Origin of the sequence: Delftia sp. Lp-1 (genome assembly GCF_020523835.1) — a bacterium.
Classification (GTDB): Bacteria; Pseudomonadota; Gammaproteobacteria; order Burkholderiales; family Burkholderiaceae_C; genus Comamonas; species Comamonas acidovorans.
Map to the genome: position 1 here is coordinate 2,338,733 of NZ_JAJALJ010000001.1, position 16,857 is coordinate 2,355,589.

A 16,857-nucleotide genomic window follows, 5' to 3' on the forward strand; every position below is an offset into this window, starting at 1 on the left:
CCTTTGTCCAACCGCTGCACAGGTGCAGTGCCTTACCTGGAATCACCCGCCATGACTTCAGCAATGACTCCCGCGCTGCACGGCCAAGAAGGGCTGGGCGCGTGTCGCCGGACAGGCAGACCATTTCCGTCGTTTTGGCGGCACGCCCAAGAAGGCGCAGAGCGTGGACCAACTGGTGGAGCTTGCCAGCAAGAAGGCAGCCTGAGCGATCTGCTCCGGCCTTTGTCCAACCGCTGCACAGGTGCAGTGCCTTACCTGGAATCACCCGCCATGACTTCAGCAATGACTCCCGCGCTCACTGTCGCGATGACTCCCATTGAATTGCGAACCCTGATCGATCGCTACCGTGCCGAGGGCCTGGTGCCGCCAGGGCCGCTGGTCTGCAGCGGTGGCCGGGCGCCGGACGGCAGCTTCAATCCCTTCGGCACCGTGGCCGATCTGGTGGTGGACCTGAAGGTGTCGCTGGACGAGGCCGACGCGGCCGGCCTGCAGGCGCTGGACATCCATGCCGATACCGTGGTGGTGCCCAAGGGGTTCGACAGGCGGCTTGACGGTTCGGTGCGGCGGCTGACGGTGGTTGCCCGCCGCATTGTTTCCGAAGGCACGACGGTGCTGCGCATGCTGCATGACGCGGGCAACGAGCTCAGCAGGGTGCGCATTTTCGTGGAAGCCGTGGAGGGCCGGTTCACGCTGTACGGCGGCCCCACGCGCGACACCCCTTATGCGCTGGAGGAGGCCTGGGACACGGTGGCGAGGCCGCAGTTCAGCAATTTCCTGTGGCAGGACAACCGGGCTGTGGTGAAGCACACCCCCGTGCCGCCCGGCCTGCTGGAGCATGGCGAGCCGATGCACAGGGTGCTGGCCGCGCTGTTTGCCCTGAGCGCCGGCATGGCGGGCAGGCCCGGCCACAGCGCGGCCGAGCTGGCGTTGTGCCATGAGGCGCTGGGCTGGATCACGCGCTGGTCGGGGGTCGAGTCCGGGTTTGGCGAGTTGATCCAGGCGGCGGGTTCGCTGCAGCGTCTGCTGCCTGTCATGGGCGTTGACGGGTTGGCCAGGCCGATTCCTGATCTGAGCGCAGGCAGCTATCTGTCGCTGGCCAAGGCCCGGCAGGAGGTGATGGCGGCCATGGAGGCCCACCTGCGCAGCCTGCGCGCCAGCGGCGAGCTGGCAGGTGCCGTGGGCAGCGTCGCGCAGGCGTTTGCCGACCGGGACACCTTGGACCTCAAGACGCTGGAGGCACGTTGCACCGAGCTGGAGCAGCGGTTGATTCAGCAGATCGAGGCCCTTGACCGCGCCGCACGCACGGTGCGCCAGGAGGAGCTTGAAGCGGAACTTGCCGCCATGCGGCTCAAGCTTGAAAGCGACGTTGCCCAGATCGTGCGCACCGTGAAGATGAGCCTGGAAATCGCCTTTGGCGTCATCGCAGTCGCGGGCAGTGTGGCCGCCCTGTGCGTGGGCGTGCCGCCCGACCCGAAGGCGTTGACCGAGACCGGTCAGAAAGGCGTGCTCGGCCTGAGGGATTTGTACGGGCAGGCCAAGACGCTTGGCGGCAGCATAGACGGCCCGCTCAAGGCGCTGAAGGCCCTGGGCCAGTCGTTTGCCATTCCGCTGCAATGGGCCAGGCACAACTCCAGCACGCTCAAGAATCTGGTGGATCCCGCCAAGGGCGCATTGAATGCGGTGCTGCCGGTGATCCGTGGGCCACTGGGCGGGCTGGATGTCGAGGGGATTTCCCGGGAGTTGGGCGACACCATGCGTGCATTGGCGCTCATGCCGGATGCCAATGAAGCCAAGGCCGCCTGGACGGTGCTGGAAAACGATGCAGTCAACCGGCTGGATCTGGTGCTTGCCACGGAAGGCACCGAGGCGGCCGTGCGCAACGCCGCCAACACCCTCAAGACACAGGTGCAGAAGGTGGCCGTCTATGGCCGCCTGCTGGCAGAGCAAAGCGCATCCAAGAATGCCATTGCCCTTGAGCTTGCCACGCTCAAGCTGGAATACGTTGCGGTGATCGGCAAGCGCAAGCGCCTGCAGGCACTGGAGCAGCAGGCGCTGACAGAGCTGGAGCGCAGCGCGCGGCTGCAGGGAGAAATCACCCTCAGGGCAGAAAGTGCGCGCCGCGGCTTCTTCGTGGACTGCTTCGGGGTCCGCGCCGCACAGGCCTACGAGACCGGCAAGCAGCCCGGCCACCGTCTGTCGATGCCGGGCACGGCCGCCGCCATGGCAGATGCACACGCCACCCTGCTGGCAGACCACGCCAGCGCGCAGGCCGCCAATGCGAGGGCCAAAGGGGATTTGCGGCGGGAATTGCGGGTCACTGACGCCGCGCTGCTGCAGCAGCTGGCGCATGGGCAGCCCATCAGCCTGTCCATTGCCACCAGCCATCCGGCACTGGCCAGCTACCGCCGCATCCGCCTTTCTTCGGTGCAGGCCTGGCTGGAGTTTGCCGATGCCTCGGCCCAGCGCATCAATATCGACATGGTGACTGGCAGCGACTTTCATGACAGCACGGGCAACGGGGACGAGAGGCTTTTCTGCTCGCCCCTGAAGATCAACTTCACGTACGCCGGCGACCAGATCGAGTTCTCGCAGCACCTGGGAGATGTCTGCCCGACGCCGTTCACGACGTGGCTGATCGAAGTGCTGGAGCCCCGACAGATGCCGGCAGCGCCTCGGGCCCTGCGCCTGCTGATGGCCGGCACTGCAGCCAGATGACCCGGCTTCTGTGGCTGCCCGCCGCTGCCACGGCGCTGTGCTGCGGTGGCGCCATGGCAGCGAGCTGCCGCGTCGAAGCCGAGCCGGCGCGTGAGCCAGTCGCACGGCAGGTATGGACCGATATCGCCGAGTTCTCGTTCCTGACCGGGCTTGATCTGGACGATGCCAGCGGCCGCATGACGCTGGTAAGGAGCCTGGAGAGCATGCAGTCGTTCCCTGCGCTGAAGGCGGCATCGGCCGCTTGGGGCACGCTGCGTGCGCGTATCGACGGGCTGGCCAATACGGTGCAAAAGCTGGGGCAGGCCGTCGGGCGTTTGCAGCAGCTGTGCGACCAGCTGGATGCCGTTTCGCTGGCTCCCGACGCGCCGCTGGACGAGGCCCGATGGAATGCGGGTGTCGCAGCCGTCGAGACGGAGATGGATGCGGCCATTGCGGCGGCTGCACCCGTCGTGGCGCAACTGGAAAGTCATGCCTCGCTGCTTCGCGTGGCCGCCGCGCACCATGCCAGGCAGCCGCCACCGGCAAACGCGGTGGTCCGCCTCGGGCCCGCGCCGCAGGCGATGGCAACGGAATTCAGCACCCTGGCATTGCGCTGGCGGGCCGTGGCCTCCGACCTTGCAAATGCTCGCCGCATCTTGCCGGTGAGGCCGGTGCGTGGTTCATCCGCGCCCTTGATCGCCATGACGGCCGCCATGCGGGAACTGGCACGGATCTCCGCCGAGGCGCACGCACTCTCGGCCCAGCGGCTCAGCGATGCCGATTTTCGGCGCTACGAGACGGGCGACTACCTGTACGACCAATGCCCCATGCTCAAGGACCGCCAGTGGGTCGGGCTGCAGAACCTGTATTGGAGTGAAAGGCGCAATGCGGTAGCGCTGCTGCAGGGCACGGGCCTTGTGTCTCCTCCCGGTCTGTTCAACGTCGAGCCATGGCAGATTTCCGTCCCGGCCATGATTCTGGGCGCCGACAGATGGAGGTTCATGCGCACCGGCAAGGGCTACTGGCTTGTCCAGAATGCGGCGTTCGGACCGGGCACCATGGCGCTCGATGTCACCAGCGTGGCGGGGAAATCGCATCTTGAGCTGAAGATGACGGCGTCAGCGGGAGACTCCCCACGCTTCAGCGGCCAGCAATGGCGCTGTGCGCCCAGTGACCTGCCGGGTCAGTTCCATCTCTACAACCGCTTCCTGTCGGATGCCGTCGTACTGGACACGGCCAATGACAATGGTATTGCCGTCATGCTGCCGGCCACCAGCCGCTCCTCTGGCCAGTATTGGCGTGTGATCGAGCGGTAAGAGGTACTTGGGGGCAGGACCCCCTTGATCTCAACCGCACTTGAGGTTGCATGCTCCAGGCTTCTCGTCGCCATGGCACTGCGCCATGGCCGGCGCAGACCTTGCAACCAAGAAGCATCCATGCCCCATCAAGATTCCCTCACGCTGGACGATCAGGTCCGGCCGACGACCACCGAGAGCTGGTCCATCCTGTCCTCCCCCTACCGCCTGACGACGATCGGCATCGTCTCGCTGGTGGCCTTGATTGCCTTTGAGGCCCTGGCCGTGGCCACCGCCATGCCGGCGGTGGCCCGCGCGCTCGATGGGGTGCCGCTGTATGCGGTTGCCTTTGGCGTGACCCTGGCCACCAGCGTGGTGGGCATGACGGTGGCGGGCGGCTGGTGCGACGCGCGCGGGCCGGCGGCGCCGCTGTGGTCTGGCATGGCGTGTTTTGTGGCGGGGTTGCTGCTGGCGGGCTTTGCGCCTTCCATGCCGGTGTTTCTGGCGGGGCGGCTGGTTCAGGGGCTGGGGGCGGGCGGCATGTCGGTGGCGCTGTATGTGCTGGTGGGCCGGCGGTATCCCGAGGCACTGCGGCGGCGCATTTTTGCGGCGTTTGCCACGGCCTGGGTGGTGCCCGCGCTGGTGGGGCCGGCGTTGAGCGGCCTGGTGGTGGAGCACCTGGGCTGGCGCTGGGTGTTCCTGGGCGTGCCCCTGCTGGCCTTGCCGGCCGGGGCGATGCTGCGCCCGGCGCTCCAAGGCCTGGGCGGCCATGGCCAGGGCATGCAGGGCGGTGTGCGGCGCGGGCTGCGGGCCCTGGGCGCGGCCACGGGCATCTGCCTTCTGTATGTGGGCGGGCAGAGGCAATCGGCGGGCGCCTTGGGGGCGGTGGCGGTGGCCGCGGCCTTGTCGCTGGTCTGCACCTGGAAGCTCTTGCCGGCCGGCACGCTGCGCGCCGGGCGCGGGCTGCCCAGCGTGATCGCCTTGCGCGGTCTGGTGTTTGCAGCATTCTTCGGGGCCGAGGCGTTCCTGCCGCTGGGGCTGGCGCGCGAGCACGGGCTGTCAGCGCCCATGGCGGGGCTGGTGCTGAGCGCGGGTGCGCTGGGCTGGTGCTCCGCTTCCTGGTACCAGGGACACAGCCGCAACGGCTGGAGCCGTCACCGCTTCCTTCGTGTGGGCACCAGCGCGGTGCTGGCGGGCGTGCTGCTGACGGCATCGGTGGCTTGGCCGGCCGTGCCCGTGTGGGTGGCGGTGGTGGGCTGGATCGTGTCGGGGCTGGGCATGGGCCTGCTCTCGGCAAGCCTGTCGGTGCTCACGCTGTCCATGTCCGCGCCCGGCGAGCAGGGTGCCAACAGCTCGGCCCTGCAGCTGTGCGAGGCCATTGCCGTGGCGGCCACCCTGGCCATTGGCGGATCGCTGTTCGCGGCCTTGCTGGAGACTTCGGCCCAGGCGGCCTATCTGGCGAATTTTGGGGTTGCGGCGGCGGCGGCGGTGTTGGCGGCGGTGATCGTGGGGCGAACGGATACGCGGCAGGTGTTTGTGGGGTGAGGGGGCCGGCTTTGCCATCACAAAGATCGCTGGATGAGTGTTTAAGCCTGGCTCTGTAGGACGTGCGCGCAGGGGCTGGCGCGCCCGGGGACCACGCCTTGCCCTGTGGCGCCTGTGCTGTGATGGCGGCTTGTCCAACCAACGCACAGGAGAAACACATGTCCGAGAAAACCGCTTCCGTCCATTGGGAAGGTGCAGGCAAGACCGGCCAGGGCCGCATCAGCACGGAGACCGGCGCGCTCAAGGACCATCCCTACGGGTTTGGCAGCCGCTTCGGGGATGACCGCAAGGGAACCAACCCCGAGGAGATCGTGGGCGCCGCGCATGCGGCGTGTTTCACGATGGCCTTTGCTTTTGCCTGCGAGAAGGCGGGCATCGCCACCGAGATGCTGGACACCACAGCCAAGGTCCGGCTTGCCAAGGACGGCGAGGGCTTCAAGATCGACCGCATTGCCCTCACGCTGCAGGCCAAGGTGCCCGGCATCGATGATGCGCAGTTCCAGAAAATCGCCCAGGAGGCCAAGTCCCAGTGCCCGCTGTCCAAGGCACTGGCAGGCGTGCCCGAGGTGACCTTGGCGGCCACGCTGCTGCATTGAGTTCGCACACGCGCTTGTGCCGGGAGGTGGGGCAGGGCAGGTGCAGCGCTCTGGCTTGCCGGGCCCTCAATCCTGGGCCATGAAGCCTTTGCCGCAATCGCCGCAGATCAGGTTCAGCCCCGGCTTGCCCCAGACATTGACGGGCGCGGCGCAACCGCCGCAGCGGTACTTGACGCGCAGGGACTTGTTGACGGGCTGCACCATGGTCTCGCCGGTGGTGGAGCCTGGCACAGCCACCGAGGTGCCCACGGGCCGCACGGCTTCGGCCAGGGCGGGCACGGAGGACATGGGCGGCTGCGTGCCCTGCATGCCCTGGATCTGCGTGGCCATGCTCCACTGGCCCGTGACCACATGCTCGATGGCCGGGAAGCGGTCGTACCAGCTCAGTTGGAAGCGCGTGGTCAGCAACTGCTCGCAGGCCGCGAGGAAGGGGCCGCCCGCCATGGCGTAGTCGGCCATCATGTCGCCCGTGCGCCGCCCGCCGGGCCGGCCCGTGGACGAGGGCATGAGGCCCAGCGATTCCAGCTTGTCCGCCCATTCCTCGTTGTGATACCGCGCGCGGCCCGGCTTGCCGAAGTGGTGCTGCCACAGGTGCGTCATCTCATGCACCAGGGTCTGCAGCGTCTCGATGATGGGCACGGCCGCGAAGTAGGCGGGGTTGAGCGCAATCTCGTCCGTGGTGCTGCCATCCAGCGACGCAAAGCGCGCCGCAGAGAAGTAACCGCAGGTGCGTTTCTCGCGCTGCAGCGTGATCAGGCAATGGGGCAGGGCATCGTCGAACAGGCGCTGGTTGAAGTGCTCGTAGGCCTGCTGCAACTCGGAATAGGTTTCGCGCGTGGGGACTGCGCGCGAAGAGGCAAGGGAAGATGCAAGGGAAGAGGCAGTGGCCGAGAGCATGGCTGGATTGTGCAATACAGCCATGCCGCCATTGGCGAGTTTCAGGGCGATCCGTCCTGCACGTTCAACGCCTCCCCAATCGCATAGAACTGCCCACCCGCCACGTAGTGCAGGCTGCGCAGCGCGGGGTCGGCGTCCTCGAAGTGCCAGTGGCCGTCGCGGAACACGCGGGTGTCGGACCAGGCGCCCACGATCTCGCCGATGAACAGGTCGTAGGCCTGCTGGTTGTGGGGTTCCGGGATCAGCCTGCAGGCCAGCCAGCCGGCGCAGCCGTCCACCAAGGGCAGGTCGAACCCTTCCATGCCGAACAGCTGAACGCCGCTGGTGGTGAGCTTGCCGGCATCGGTGGAAAGGGTGCGCGTGCCGACCTGGTGCGTGAGCTGCAACTGGGCGGCCGTGGGCACCTGGATCACGAACATGCCGCTTTGCTCGACCAGGGCGCGCGTGGCCGTGGCCTTGTCCAGCACCACGGTGAGCTTCGGGGGCGCAAAGTCCAGCGCGCAGCACCAGGCTGCGGCCATGACGTTGTCCACGCCGCCATGGCGGGCCGAGACCAGGACGGTGGGGCCGTGGTTGATCAGCCGGTAGGACTTGGCGAGATCGACCGGGGCGATATGCGGGTTCATGCGAGCTTTCTGAGAGGTTCTTTACTGTGCATGGTGTTCACTCGGCCAGCGCCTCGGAACCCACGATATGGACGCCGGGCCTGGCGTTGACAGCAGCCTCTATCAAGGCCTGCGCAATGCGGTGCGCGGGGTTGAGCCGCCAGCGCCGGGGCAGCAGCGGGCACAGGGCGCCAAGAACGCCGACCATGAAGCGTTCGCCCGCGCGGTGTTCGGTGCGCGGGCCGCTGATCAGGCCGGGGCGCACGAAGGTGAGGGAGGCAAAGCCTTGAGCCTGCAGGTCGCGCTCGAGCTCACCCTTGACGCGGTTGTAGAAGATGCGTGAGCCGGCATCGGCGCCCATGGCCGAGTTCAGTACATAGGTGGCTGTGCCATGGCGCCGCGCCAGCTGTGCGGCCAGCAGCGGATAGTCATGGTCCACACGCCGAAACGCCGGCTGGCTGCCGGCTGTCTTGATGGTGGTGCCCAGGGTGCAGACCAGGGCATCGGCCCGCCACCAGTCGGCGTCTTCAGGCAGGTGCTCGAAATCGACGAGGGGGGCGAGCAGCCTGGGATGCGCCGGCAGCGCCCGGCGTACCGGGGCCACGACGTGGGTAATGCGGCTGTCGGCCAGGGCCTGTTGCAGCACCTGGCTGCCCACCAGCCCCGTGGCGCCCACGATCAGCAGTTGCATGGCTTGGTCTTTCGATTGGTCATTCGATGAGGACGCAGGTCAGCCAGTGTGCCGCAGATCGTGGGGTGGATGGCCGGCTCAGGCGGCCACTGGCCAGTCCGTGTAGCCTTGGGCACCGCCGCCGTAGTAGGCCTCGTGCGGGGCCACGGCCAGTTCCTTGCCATGGCGCAGGCGGGCCACCAGGTCGGGGTTGGCGATGAAGGGGCGGCCGATGGCCACGGTGTCGATCAGGCCCTTGGCGCGGCGGTCCATGGCCAGTTCCAGGTCATAGCCGTTGTTGCCCATGTAGGCGCCGTCAAAGAGCTTGCGCAGCGCGTCCAGGTCCACGCCGGGCGGCAGTTCGCGCGAGCCGCCGGTGGCGCCTTCCACGAAGTGCAGGTAGGCCAGGCCAAAGCGGTTGAGCTGGGGGATCAGGTAGCCGTAAAGCGCCATCACATCGCTGTCCAGCGGCGTGTTGCCGGCGTTGGGCGTGACGGGCGACAGGCGGATGCCCACGCGGTCGGCGCCCCAGACCTTGGCCACGGTGTCGGTGACTTCCAGCGTCAGGCGGGCGCGGTTTTCGATGCTGCCGCCATAGGCGTCGCTGCGGTGGTTGGTGGAGTCGCGCAGGAACTGGTCGAGCAGGTAGCCGTTGGCCGAGTGCACTTCCACGCCGTCAAAGCCTGCACGCTTGGCGCATTCGGCCGCATGGCGGTATTGCTCGACGATGCCGGGGATTTCGCTGGTTTCCAGAGCGCGGGGCATGGATACCTCGGCCACGCCGTTGGGCGTGAAGGTGACGCCTTCGGCCTTGATGGCAGAGGGGGCGACAGGGGCCACGCCACCGGGCTGCAGGTCCACGTGCGAGTAGCGGCCCACGTGCCACAGCTGGGCCACGATCTTGCCGCCGGCCGCGTGCACGGCGTCGGTGACCTTCTTCCAGCCGGCGACCTGTTCCTCGGTCCAGATGCCGGGCGTGAGGTTGTAGCCCCGGCCCTGTGCGGAGATGTTGACGGCTTCGCTGATCAACAGGCCCGCGCTGGCGCGCTGGGCGTAGTAGGCGGCGTGCAGTTCGGTGGGCACGCCGTCGTTACCGGCGCGGCTGCGGGTCAGCGGGGCCATGACGAAGCGGTTGGCGAGCGACAGGCCGCCCAGTTGGGTGGGGGAGAACAGATCGGTGTGAAGGCTGTGGTCGGTCATGGTGTGCAGTGGTGGTGGTTGAACAAAGAGGAAGAGGGATGGGTAAGAGGTGAAGGGTTTGAAGTTGACCAGTCGTCTACAAACAAGGCAAATAAAAAGCGGCGGCCAGGCCTGCTCAGCCCAGCAGCCGCTTCGTGGACACAAGGGCTGCGGCAAATGGCTCCTCATGCCGGCCCAGCTTGGACAGCAGGGAGGCGCCCAGCCACAGCTGGTACAGCGATTCGGCCAGCGCAGGCGCGTCCAGGTCGGATGTGATGGAGCCATCGGCCTGGCCGGCGCGCACGCAGTCGGTCAGCCGGGTGATGATGGCGTCGGTGCCGGTGCGCAGCACCGAGCGCATGTCGTCGGACAGGTCGCAGACCTCGGGGCCCAGCTTGACCACGAGGCACTGGCCTCCTGCATGGGCCGAGCACTGGTTCTGCGTCCAATGGCGGAAGTAGGTCATCAGCCGGGAGATGGCCGGATCGGGCGTTTCCATGAGCGCATCGATCTTGGCCAGGTACTCGTCGAAGTACTCCTGCAGCAGGGCCTGGCCGAACTCTTCCTTGGACTTGAAGTAGTAGTAGAAGGAGCCCTTGGGCACGCCCGCAGCCGCGACGACCTCGGCCAGGCCGACGGCCGTATAGCCTTTCTGGGTCATCAACGCCTTCGCCACATCAAGGATGTGCTGGCGTGTTTCCTGTGCGGGTTTCTTCATGGGATCGAAGTCTAACGTAAAAACCGACCAGTCGTCTACAAACTTTGTTCCAGCGTCATTCCGGCGGTCGCAAGGCCTGCGCCGTGTCGGGCAAGTCACCCGGCCGGATGATGCGCGCAAGGCCCATCCTGTCGCTCAGAAAGTCGATCAAGGCGCGGGCGGCGCCGGACTGGAAGCGGTTGGGCATGTACAGCATGAACATGCGGCCCTGGTTGATGCTGAAGTCGTAGTCCTGCATGGCCAGCACGACGCGGCCATCTTCCACCTGGCGGCGCACCATGTAGTCGGGCACCAGCCCCACGCCCAGGCCGCCAGTGATGCAGTCGCACAGGAAAGGGTAGCTGCGCGACATCAGCGTGGGCGTGATGTCCAGCTCCTCCAGCGGCTGGCCGTTCCGCGCAATCTGCAGGCGCACCTTGCCGCTTTCTCCGCCCGATGTGATGAGCGGCGTGCGCGACAGCTCGGACGGGGTCTCCGGCAGGCGGTGGCTGCGCAGCCAGTCGCTGGAGGCGCACAGGCTGTAGCGCACCGGCCCCATGTCGCGCGCCACCAGCATGGGTGGCGGGTCGGACATGACGCGGATGGCGATGTCCACGCTGTCCTTGAGCAGGTTGTCTATGAAGTTTTCCAGGCGGATGTCCAGCACCACCTGCGGATGGGCGCGCTTGAACTCGATCAGCCATGGCGCCATGACCAGATGGCCGTAGCCGGTGGGCACGCTCAGCCCGATCTTGCCCGAGATGTCGTCCGTGCTGCTTTGGGCCAGCTCGCGCACCAGCTCGGTCTCGTTGAGGATGTTGCGCGCATGGCGATAGATGCGCTGGCCGACCTCGGTGGCCTCCACGCCCTGGGGCGTTCTGCGCAGCAGCGATGCGCCCAGGGACTTCTCCAGCCGGGCCAGGTGGTAGCTCACGTTGGCCCGCGACATGTTCAAGAACTTTGCCGCCTGGCTCAGGTTTCCGTGCTCGATGATCTGGACAAGGATGTTGAATGCCAGGAGATCCATGCGCTGCAGTCCAAGGGGGTGTCAATATTGTTTGACATGATGTCAACCGCCGCCGCCATTGTCAAAGAGGGTGCGCTGGGCAGAATGGGCCAGCCAGAACACATAAACATTCAAGGAGACAAGATGGCAGGCATCACAAAAAGACAGGCGTTGGCCAAGGGCATGGCGCTGGGCGCCATCGGCGTGGCTGCGTTCGCATCGCTGTGCGGCGCGGCGCAGGCCAATACCGATACCGGCGCCTGGCCCGACAGGCCGATTCGCCTGGTCGTTCCCTTCCCGCCGGGCGGGCCCACCGATGGCGCGGCGCGCGTGTACGCAGAGGCGCTGGCGCGCCAGCTGGGCCAGCCCGTGGTGATAGAGAACAAGCCCGGCGCATCGGGCGCGGTGGCGGCAGGCCAGTTCCGCACGGCAGCGCCTGACGGCTATACGCTGATGATGATGGTCACGCCCACCATCATGGCGCCGCATTTCTTCAAGAACGTCAAGTTCCACCCGGCCACGGATTTCGCCCCGGTCACCAAGATCTACGACCTGCCCAATGTGATTGCGGTCAATGCGCAGTCGCTGCCCAAGGTGACCGACCTCAAATCGCTGTTCCAGTACGCCAAGGCGCAGCCCGCCACGCTGGACTACACCAGCTCCGGCGCGGGCAGCTCGGGCCACCTGAGCATGGAACTGATGAAATCCGCCAAGTTGCACACCATGCAGCACGTGGCCTACAAGGGCAGCGCGCCCGCCATGAACGACACGCTGGGCGGCGTGGTGCCGGTGATCTATGCGGACATGGTGTCTGCGCTGCCCCATATCCGCAGTGGCCGGCTGAAGGCGCTGGCGGTGGGCACGCCGCAGCGCGTGAAGGCGCTGGACGGCGTGCAGACCATGGCCGAGCAGGGCTTTGGCGGCTATGAGGCATCGTCCTGGGGCGGCCTGGTGGCACCCAGGGACACGCCGCGCGCCATCATCGACAAACTCAGCGCCACCTCGCGCCAGCTGCTGGCCACCGACGAGGTGCGCGACCGCTTCGAGAAGATCGGCGTGACGGCCGCCTACCTCAACCCTCAGGACACCGAGGCCCTGATCCGCAGCGACTACACGCGCTGGGGCGAGGTGGTGCGCACCAACGGCCTGGGCGCGGAGTGAGCCCATGGCCATGAGTCCTATCCCTGCGCAATCCATGTTCCGGCCCCTGCGGGCCGTGCGTTCCTTGGCCGATGTGGAGGCCATCGAAAGCCAGCCCATGGCCGGGCTGATCACGGCGCAAACGGTCTACGACCTCTTTTGCAACTCCGCGCGTGAGCACGGCCAGGGCAGGGCGCTGAGCTTTCTGCCCCAGGCCGGCAGCGTTCATGACGCCCGGCACCTGAGCTATGCCGAGCTGCTGGGCAAGATCCACCAGACGGCCAATGCCCTGCATGCGCTGGGCATGGGCGCCAGCGACACGGTAGCCATCCTGCTGCCAGGCTGCATGGAGTACCACTTTGCGCTGTGGGGCGGCGAGGCGGCGGGCATCGTGCAGCCCATCAATCCTTTGCTGAGTGCCGAGAAGATCTCTGCCCTGATGCGGACCACGGGCGCGCGCTTTCTGATCGCCTGGGCGGACGAGGACGATGCCGGCATCCGCGAGAAAGTCACGGCGCTGGATGCGGATCTGGCGCATGTGCTCTGGGTTTCGCATGAAGGCCGGGTTCCCCGGGGGGATGGACAGCGCTGGCCCGCCAGCGATCTGCATGCCGCCCTGGCCGCCCAGCCCTCCGACCGGCTGGTGAGCGGGCGCCAGCCCCAGGCCGGCGACGTGGCGGCCTACTTCCATACCGGGGGCACCACGGGTGCGCCCAAGATCGCCGTGCAGACGCATGGTGCCCAGGTCTACACCGCCTGGGCCAGCGTGCAGATGCAGGGCCTGAACACGGCCGACCGCACCATCAACGGCTACCCGCTGTTCCATGTGGCGGGCGTGCTGCCGGGCTCGCTGGCCTGCTTCTCGGCCGGGGCCCACGTCATCATTCCGACCACCGGTCTGTTTCGCAACAAGGCCGTGATTGCCGGCTTCTGGCGCATGGCGGCACAGTGGAAGCCCACGCTGATGTCGGCCGTGCCCACGGTGCTGGCCGCGCTGGTGGAGGTGCCGCTGCAGGGGGCCGATGTGTCCTCCATCCGCTACTTCCGCACGGGCGCCGCGCCGCTGTCGCCCGAGGTGGCGGCGCGCTTCAAGGCGCAAAGCGGTTTCCATGTGCACGAGAGCCTGGGCATGACCGAGATGACGGGCATCTCCACCATCACGCCGCCCGGCCTGCACGCGGCGGCGGGCCATGTGGGCCTGCGCCTGCCGTTTGCGCGCCTGGCCGTGCGCCGCATGGGGCCGGACGGCCGGCCATCAGGGCAGGAAGCCGCGCCCGGCGAAACCGGCATGGTGGTGTTCCAGTCGCCCAACCTGTTTTCCGGCTACCTGGGCGGCATCGCGTCGTCCAGCTACCTCACCGATGACGGCTGGCTGATCACGGGGGACCTGGGCTCGGTCGGCGACGATGGCCTGCTGCGGCTGCGCGGGCGCTCCAAGGACGTGATCATCCGCAGCGGCCACAACATCGATCCGCAGGTGATAGAGCAGGCGCTGGAGCGCCATCCCGCCGTCAAGGCCTGCGCCGCCGTGGGCGCACCCGATGCCTATGCGGGGGAGGTGCCTGTGGCCTTTGTCGCGCTCCAGCCCGGCGCCCAGGCCGATGAGACCGAACTGCTGGCCTTTGCCGCAGCCGGCGTGGACGAAGCGCCTGCGCGCCCGCGCTATGTGCACATCATCGATGCGCTGCCCACCACCAACGTGGGCAAGGTCTACAAGCCGCGCCTGCGCAGCATGGCTGCGGAAATCTACGCCCGCACCCTGGTGGCCCAGGCGCATGAGCGCATGGGCCTGCCGCTGCCGCCCGCGGCCAGCACCACGCATGCGGAAGGCGAGGGCTTTGTGCTGCGCCCGGCCAGGGCGGCTGACCGGAGCCCTTGGGAGCAGGCCGCTGAGGCGCTGGCCTTCACGGGCGAGCCGGTGCGCATCGAGGATGCCGCCTGAACGCTGGGCCGGACCCCATTGCAGCCACCTGGTGAACTGCGCCGGGGCGGTGTGCAATGCGCATAGAATGCAAACCATTCGCATTCAATAATCAATGCGGCGACATGCGGCCGCACCCCACTCCCCAAGCACGTTCATGCCGTCGGCCCGTTGTGGCGCCGATGGCTGTTTTTTTGTCCTTTGAGGAAGCTGCAATGAAGAAACACTGGATTCTTGTCTCCGCACTCCTGGCCGCCAGCGGCGCCAGCCAGGCCCACCAGATCTGGCTGGAACAGCCGGCCGGCGAAACCGCCGTGATCCGCTTTGGCGAGTTTGGCGACAACCTGCGCGAGACATCGCCGGGCCTGCTCGACAAGTTCGGCAAGCCCGTGGCCACCCTGGTGTCTGCCCAGGGCGAGAAGGCGGCCGATGGCCGCAAGACCGGCACCGGCTTTGCGCTGCCCTTCAAGGCCGGGCAGGGCGACAGCATCGTGGCCGAGGATGCCGGCTACCCGCTGTACACCAGCAAGAAGGGCGAGCAGGAACTGCGCAACTGGTACCACCCGGCCGCGCGCCTGATCACCGGCTTTGCCGCCCAGGCCCCGCGCCTCACGCTGGATGTGGTGCCCTCGGGCAAGGCCGGCGAGTTCAAGGTCATCTACAAGGGCCAGCCGCTGCCCAAGGCCAAGGTCGTGCTGACCGTGCAATCGGGCTGGAGCAAGGAAGCCCATGCCGACGAGCAGGGCCTGGTGCAGTTCGACATGCCCTGGAAGGGCACCTACGTGGCCGAAGCCACGCACGACGAGCGCAGCGGCGGTGAGCGCACCGGCCCGAACGGCGCAGAAAAATACGACGGCGTGCACTACGTGACCTCGGTCACCTACGTCAAGCCCGAAGGCGTGGCGCCCATCGCTGCCGGCCCTGCGGCCAAGCCCAACAAGTAAGCGCTGCGGCCAGACACCTTGGCCCGAGACGCAGGCAGCCATGCCTGCCGGCCTCCATGCCTCATGCATGGAGGCTTTTTTATGGGCGCTGCAGTAGGAGCACATGGGTGGGTGCGGGATTCGTCGTATACGATTGAATATTTCGTGAAGAGAGGGGCGTGGGCTTCAACGCCGCGTCCTAGAGGAGGAAATCCATGTTCAAACGCATACTGTCCCGCGGCCTGGCGCCGCTCCTGGCGCTGTTGTTTGCCGGCTCGGCCAGCCTGGCCCATGCCGATGAAGGCCTGCTGCTGGCCGCTGGCGCCGGCTACCGCAAGCCCGTGCTGGAACTGCTGCAGGCCTTCGGCCAGGCCACGGGCATTCGCGCCGAGGCCAGCTTTGGCAACATGAAGCAGATCGAGACCCAGGCCCGCCAGAACCCCGAGATCGCCGTGCTGATTGGCGACCGCGCCTTTGTCGAGCCCATGCAACTGGCCGAGCGCTACATCACGCTGGGCCAGGGCCAGCTGGTGCTGGTGGCCGCGCGCGGCCAGCGCCTGGAAAGCGTGCAGGACCTGGCCAGGCCCGAATTCAAGCGCATTGCCATCGCCGACCGCAGCAAGGCCGTGTACGGCAACGCGGCGCGCATCTGCCTGGAGCGCCTGGGCCTGGCGCAGACGCTGGGCGAACGCCTGGTCGAAGTGGCCACGGTGCCCCAGGTCAGCGCCTATGTGACCACCGGCGAGGTGGACGCAGGCTTCGTCAACAAGACCGAGGCCCTGGCCCTGAAAGACCGCGTGGGCGCCAGCGTGCCGGTGGCGGCCAGCTGCCATCCGCCCATCGAACTGAGCCTGGCCGTGCTCAAGGGCCGCGCCTCATCACCGCAACTGCAGGCGCTGCTGGACTTCATCGCCACGCCGCAGGCCCGCCAGGTGCTGGAGCGGCACGGCCTTTGATGGGCCACCCAATCCCTGCTGGCAACTGACAGTCCATGACCGCCTCCGTTTGCGCCCAGGCGCCACTGGCCCTGACCGCGCAGGTCATTGCCTGGAGCCTGATGCTGCAATTGCTGGTGGGCGCAGGCCTGGGCTGGCTGCTGGCACGGCGCCGGTTTGCGGGGCGCCAGTTGGTCGATGCACTGGTCAGCCTGCCGTTGGTGTTTCCGCCCATCGTGCTGGGCTATGGCCTGCTGGTGCTGCTGGGCCGGCAAGGGCTTGTCACCCAGATGCTGCCGGCCGTGCTGCGGCCCGACATCGTGTTTTCGCAAACGGGCCTGGTCATTGCGGCCTTCATTGCCGGGTTGCCGCTCATGGTCAAGCCCACGCAGGCCGCCTTTGCAGGCACTTCGCCACGCCTGCTGGAGGCGGCGGCCATGCTGGGGCACCGCCCCTGGTCGGTGTTCTGGCGCATCGAGCTGCCGCTGGCCCGGCGCGGCATTGCGGCCGGCCTGATCCTGTCAGGGGGTCGTGCGCTGGGCGAGGTCGGCCTGTCGCTCATGCTGGGCGGCAACATCATCGGCCGGACGGAACCCCTGTCACTGGCCATCTACAACAACGTATTGGATGGCAATCTGGCCTGCGCCAATCAACTCTCTCTGATGCTGGGCGTGCTGGCCATGGCGGCCTTCATGGTGCTCAGGCGGCTTGGCGCGCTGTGAGAGGGCCTGGCAGGGCGCAAGCTGGAAAGGAC

At 67.3% G+C, this 16,857-nt stretch carries 15 protein-coding genes; 9 read left to right on the plus strand and 6 right to left on the minus strand.

Going from position 1 to position 16,857, the window contains the following annotated elements:
• The first annotated feature begins 306 nt into the window (after positions 1 to 306).
• The 4 genes from LGR64_RS10495 (at position 307) to LGR64_RS10510 (ending at position 6,130) form a co-directional block, all read left to right on the plus strand.
• Positions 307 to 2,715, plus strand: a complete 2,409-nt coding sequence (locus LGR64_RS10495; protein ID WP_230355387.1) for a hypothetical protein — start codon at positions 307 to 309, stop codon at positions 2,713 to 2,715.
• Positions 2,712 to 4,010, plus strand: a complete 1,299-nt coding sequence (locus LGR64_RS10500) for a hypothetical protein (RefSeq protein WP_230355388.1) — start codon at positions 2,712 to 2,714, stop codon at positions 4,008 to 4,010. The genes LGR64_RS10495 and LGR64_RS10500 overlap by 4 nt, the downstream gene beginning before the upstream one ends.
• A 120-nt stretch (positions 4,011 to 4,130) precedes the next feature.
• The gene (locus LGR64_RS10505; protein WP_230355389.1) at positions 4,131 to 5,534 is read left to right on the plus strand and encodes an MFS transporter; all 1,404 of its coding nucleotides are present in this window, start codon (positions 4,131 to 4,133) and stop codon (positions 5,532 to 5,534) included.
• Between the two features lie 158 nt (positions 5,535 to 5,692).
• A complete protein-coding gene (locus tag LGR64_RS10510) occupies positions 5,693 to 6,130 on the plus strand; it encodes an OsmC family protein (protein WP_034393960.1) in 438 nt (145 codons plus the stop codon).
• A gap of 66 nt (positions 6,131 to 6,196) precedes the next feature.
• On the opposite strand, the gene LGR64_RS10515 is transcribed toward LGR64_RS10510, so the two are convergent.
• From LGR64_RS10515 to LGR64_RS10540, 6 genes are all read right to left on the minus strand, one after another.
• On the minus strand, positions 6,197 to 7,027 hold the full coding sequence (locus LGR64_RS10515) for a SprT-like domain-containing protein (protein ID WP_088164672.1): 831 nt from the start codon (positions 7,025 to 7,027) through the stop codon (positions 6,197 to 6,199).
• A gap of 41 nt (positions 7,028 to 7,068) precedes the next feature.
• Positions 7,069 to 7,653, minus strand: a complete 585-nt coding sequence (locus LGR64_RS10520) for a flavin reductase family protein (protein ID WP_198821549.1) — start codon at positions 7,651 to 7,653, stop codon at positions 7,069 to 7,071.
• 37 nt (positions 7,654 to 7,690) lie between these two features.
• Positions 7,691 to 8,323, minus strand: coding sequence for an NAD-dependent dehydratase (locus LGR64_RS10525; RefSeq protein WP_198821548.1), 633 nt, complete (start codon positions 8,321 to 8,323; stop codon positions 7,691 to 7,693).
• A 78-nt stretch (positions 8,324 to 8,401) separates the two neighbouring features.
• Positions 8,402 to 9,502 (minus strand): alkene reductase, encoded by a 1,101-nt coding sequence (locus LGR64_RS10530; RefSeq protein WP_230355390.1) that lies wholly within the window; start codon positions 9,500 to 9,502, stop codon positions 8,402 to 8,404.
• Positions 9,503 to 9,617: 115 nt separating this feature from the next.
• Positions 9,618 to 10,199, minus strand: coding sequence for a TetR/AcrR family transcriptional regulator (locus LGR64_RS10535; RefSeq protein WP_012205713.1), 582 nt, complete (start codon positions 10,197 to 10,199; stop codon positions 9,618 to 9,620).
• A 55-nt stretch (positions 10,200 to 10,254) separates the two neighbouring features.
• Positions 10,255 to 11,205, minus strand: coding sequence for a LysR family transcriptional regulator (locus LGR64_RS10540; RefSeq protein WP_230355391.1), 951 nt, complete (start codon positions 11,203 to 11,205; stop codon positions 10,255 to 10,257).
• A 123-nt stretch (positions 11,206 to 11,328) separates the two neighbouring features.
• Here LGR64_RS10540 and LGR64_RS10545 point away from each other — a divergent pair, with 123 nt between their 5' ends.
• The 5 genes from LGR64_RS10545 (at position 11,329) to LGR64_RS10565 (ending at position 16,825) form a co-directional block, all read left to right on the plus strand.
• On the plus strand, positions 11,329 to 12,345 hold the full coding sequence (locus LGR64_RS10545; protein ID WP_207444249.1) for a Bug family tripartite tricarboxylate transporter substrate binding protein: 1,017 nt from the start codon (positions 11,329 to 11,331) through the stop codon (positions 12,343 to 12,345).
• Positions 12,346 to 12,349: 4 nt separating this feature from the next.
• The gene (locus LGR64_RS10550) at positions 12,350 to 14,266 is read left to right on the plus strand and encodes an AMP-binding protein (RefSeq protein WP_141831896.1); all 1,917 of its coding nucleotides are present in this window, start codon (positions 12,350 to 12,352) and stop codon (positions 14,264 to 14,266) included.
• 194 nt (positions 14,267 to 14,460) lie between these two features.
• Entirely contained in the window at positions 14,461 to 15,189 is a 729-nt protein-coding gene (locus LGR64_RS10555) for a DUF4198 domain-containing protein (protein WP_013802332.1), read from the plus strand.
• Between the two features lie 194 nt (positions 15,190 to 15,383).
• Positions 15,384 to 16,124, plus strand: coding sequence for a molybdate ABC transporter substrate-binding protein (gene modA / locus LGR64_RS10560; RefSeq protein WP_198821536.1), 741 nt, complete (start codon positions 15,384 to 15,386; stop codon positions 16,122 to 16,124).
• Between the two features lie 35 nt (positions 16,125 to 16,159).
• A complete protein-coding gene (locus LGR64_RS10565) occupies positions 16,160 to 16,825 on the plus strand; it encodes a molybdate ABC transporter permease subunit (RefSeq protein ID WP_141831900.1) in 666 nt (221 codons plus the stop codon).
• Positions 16,826 to 16,857 lie beyond the last annotated feature (32 nt).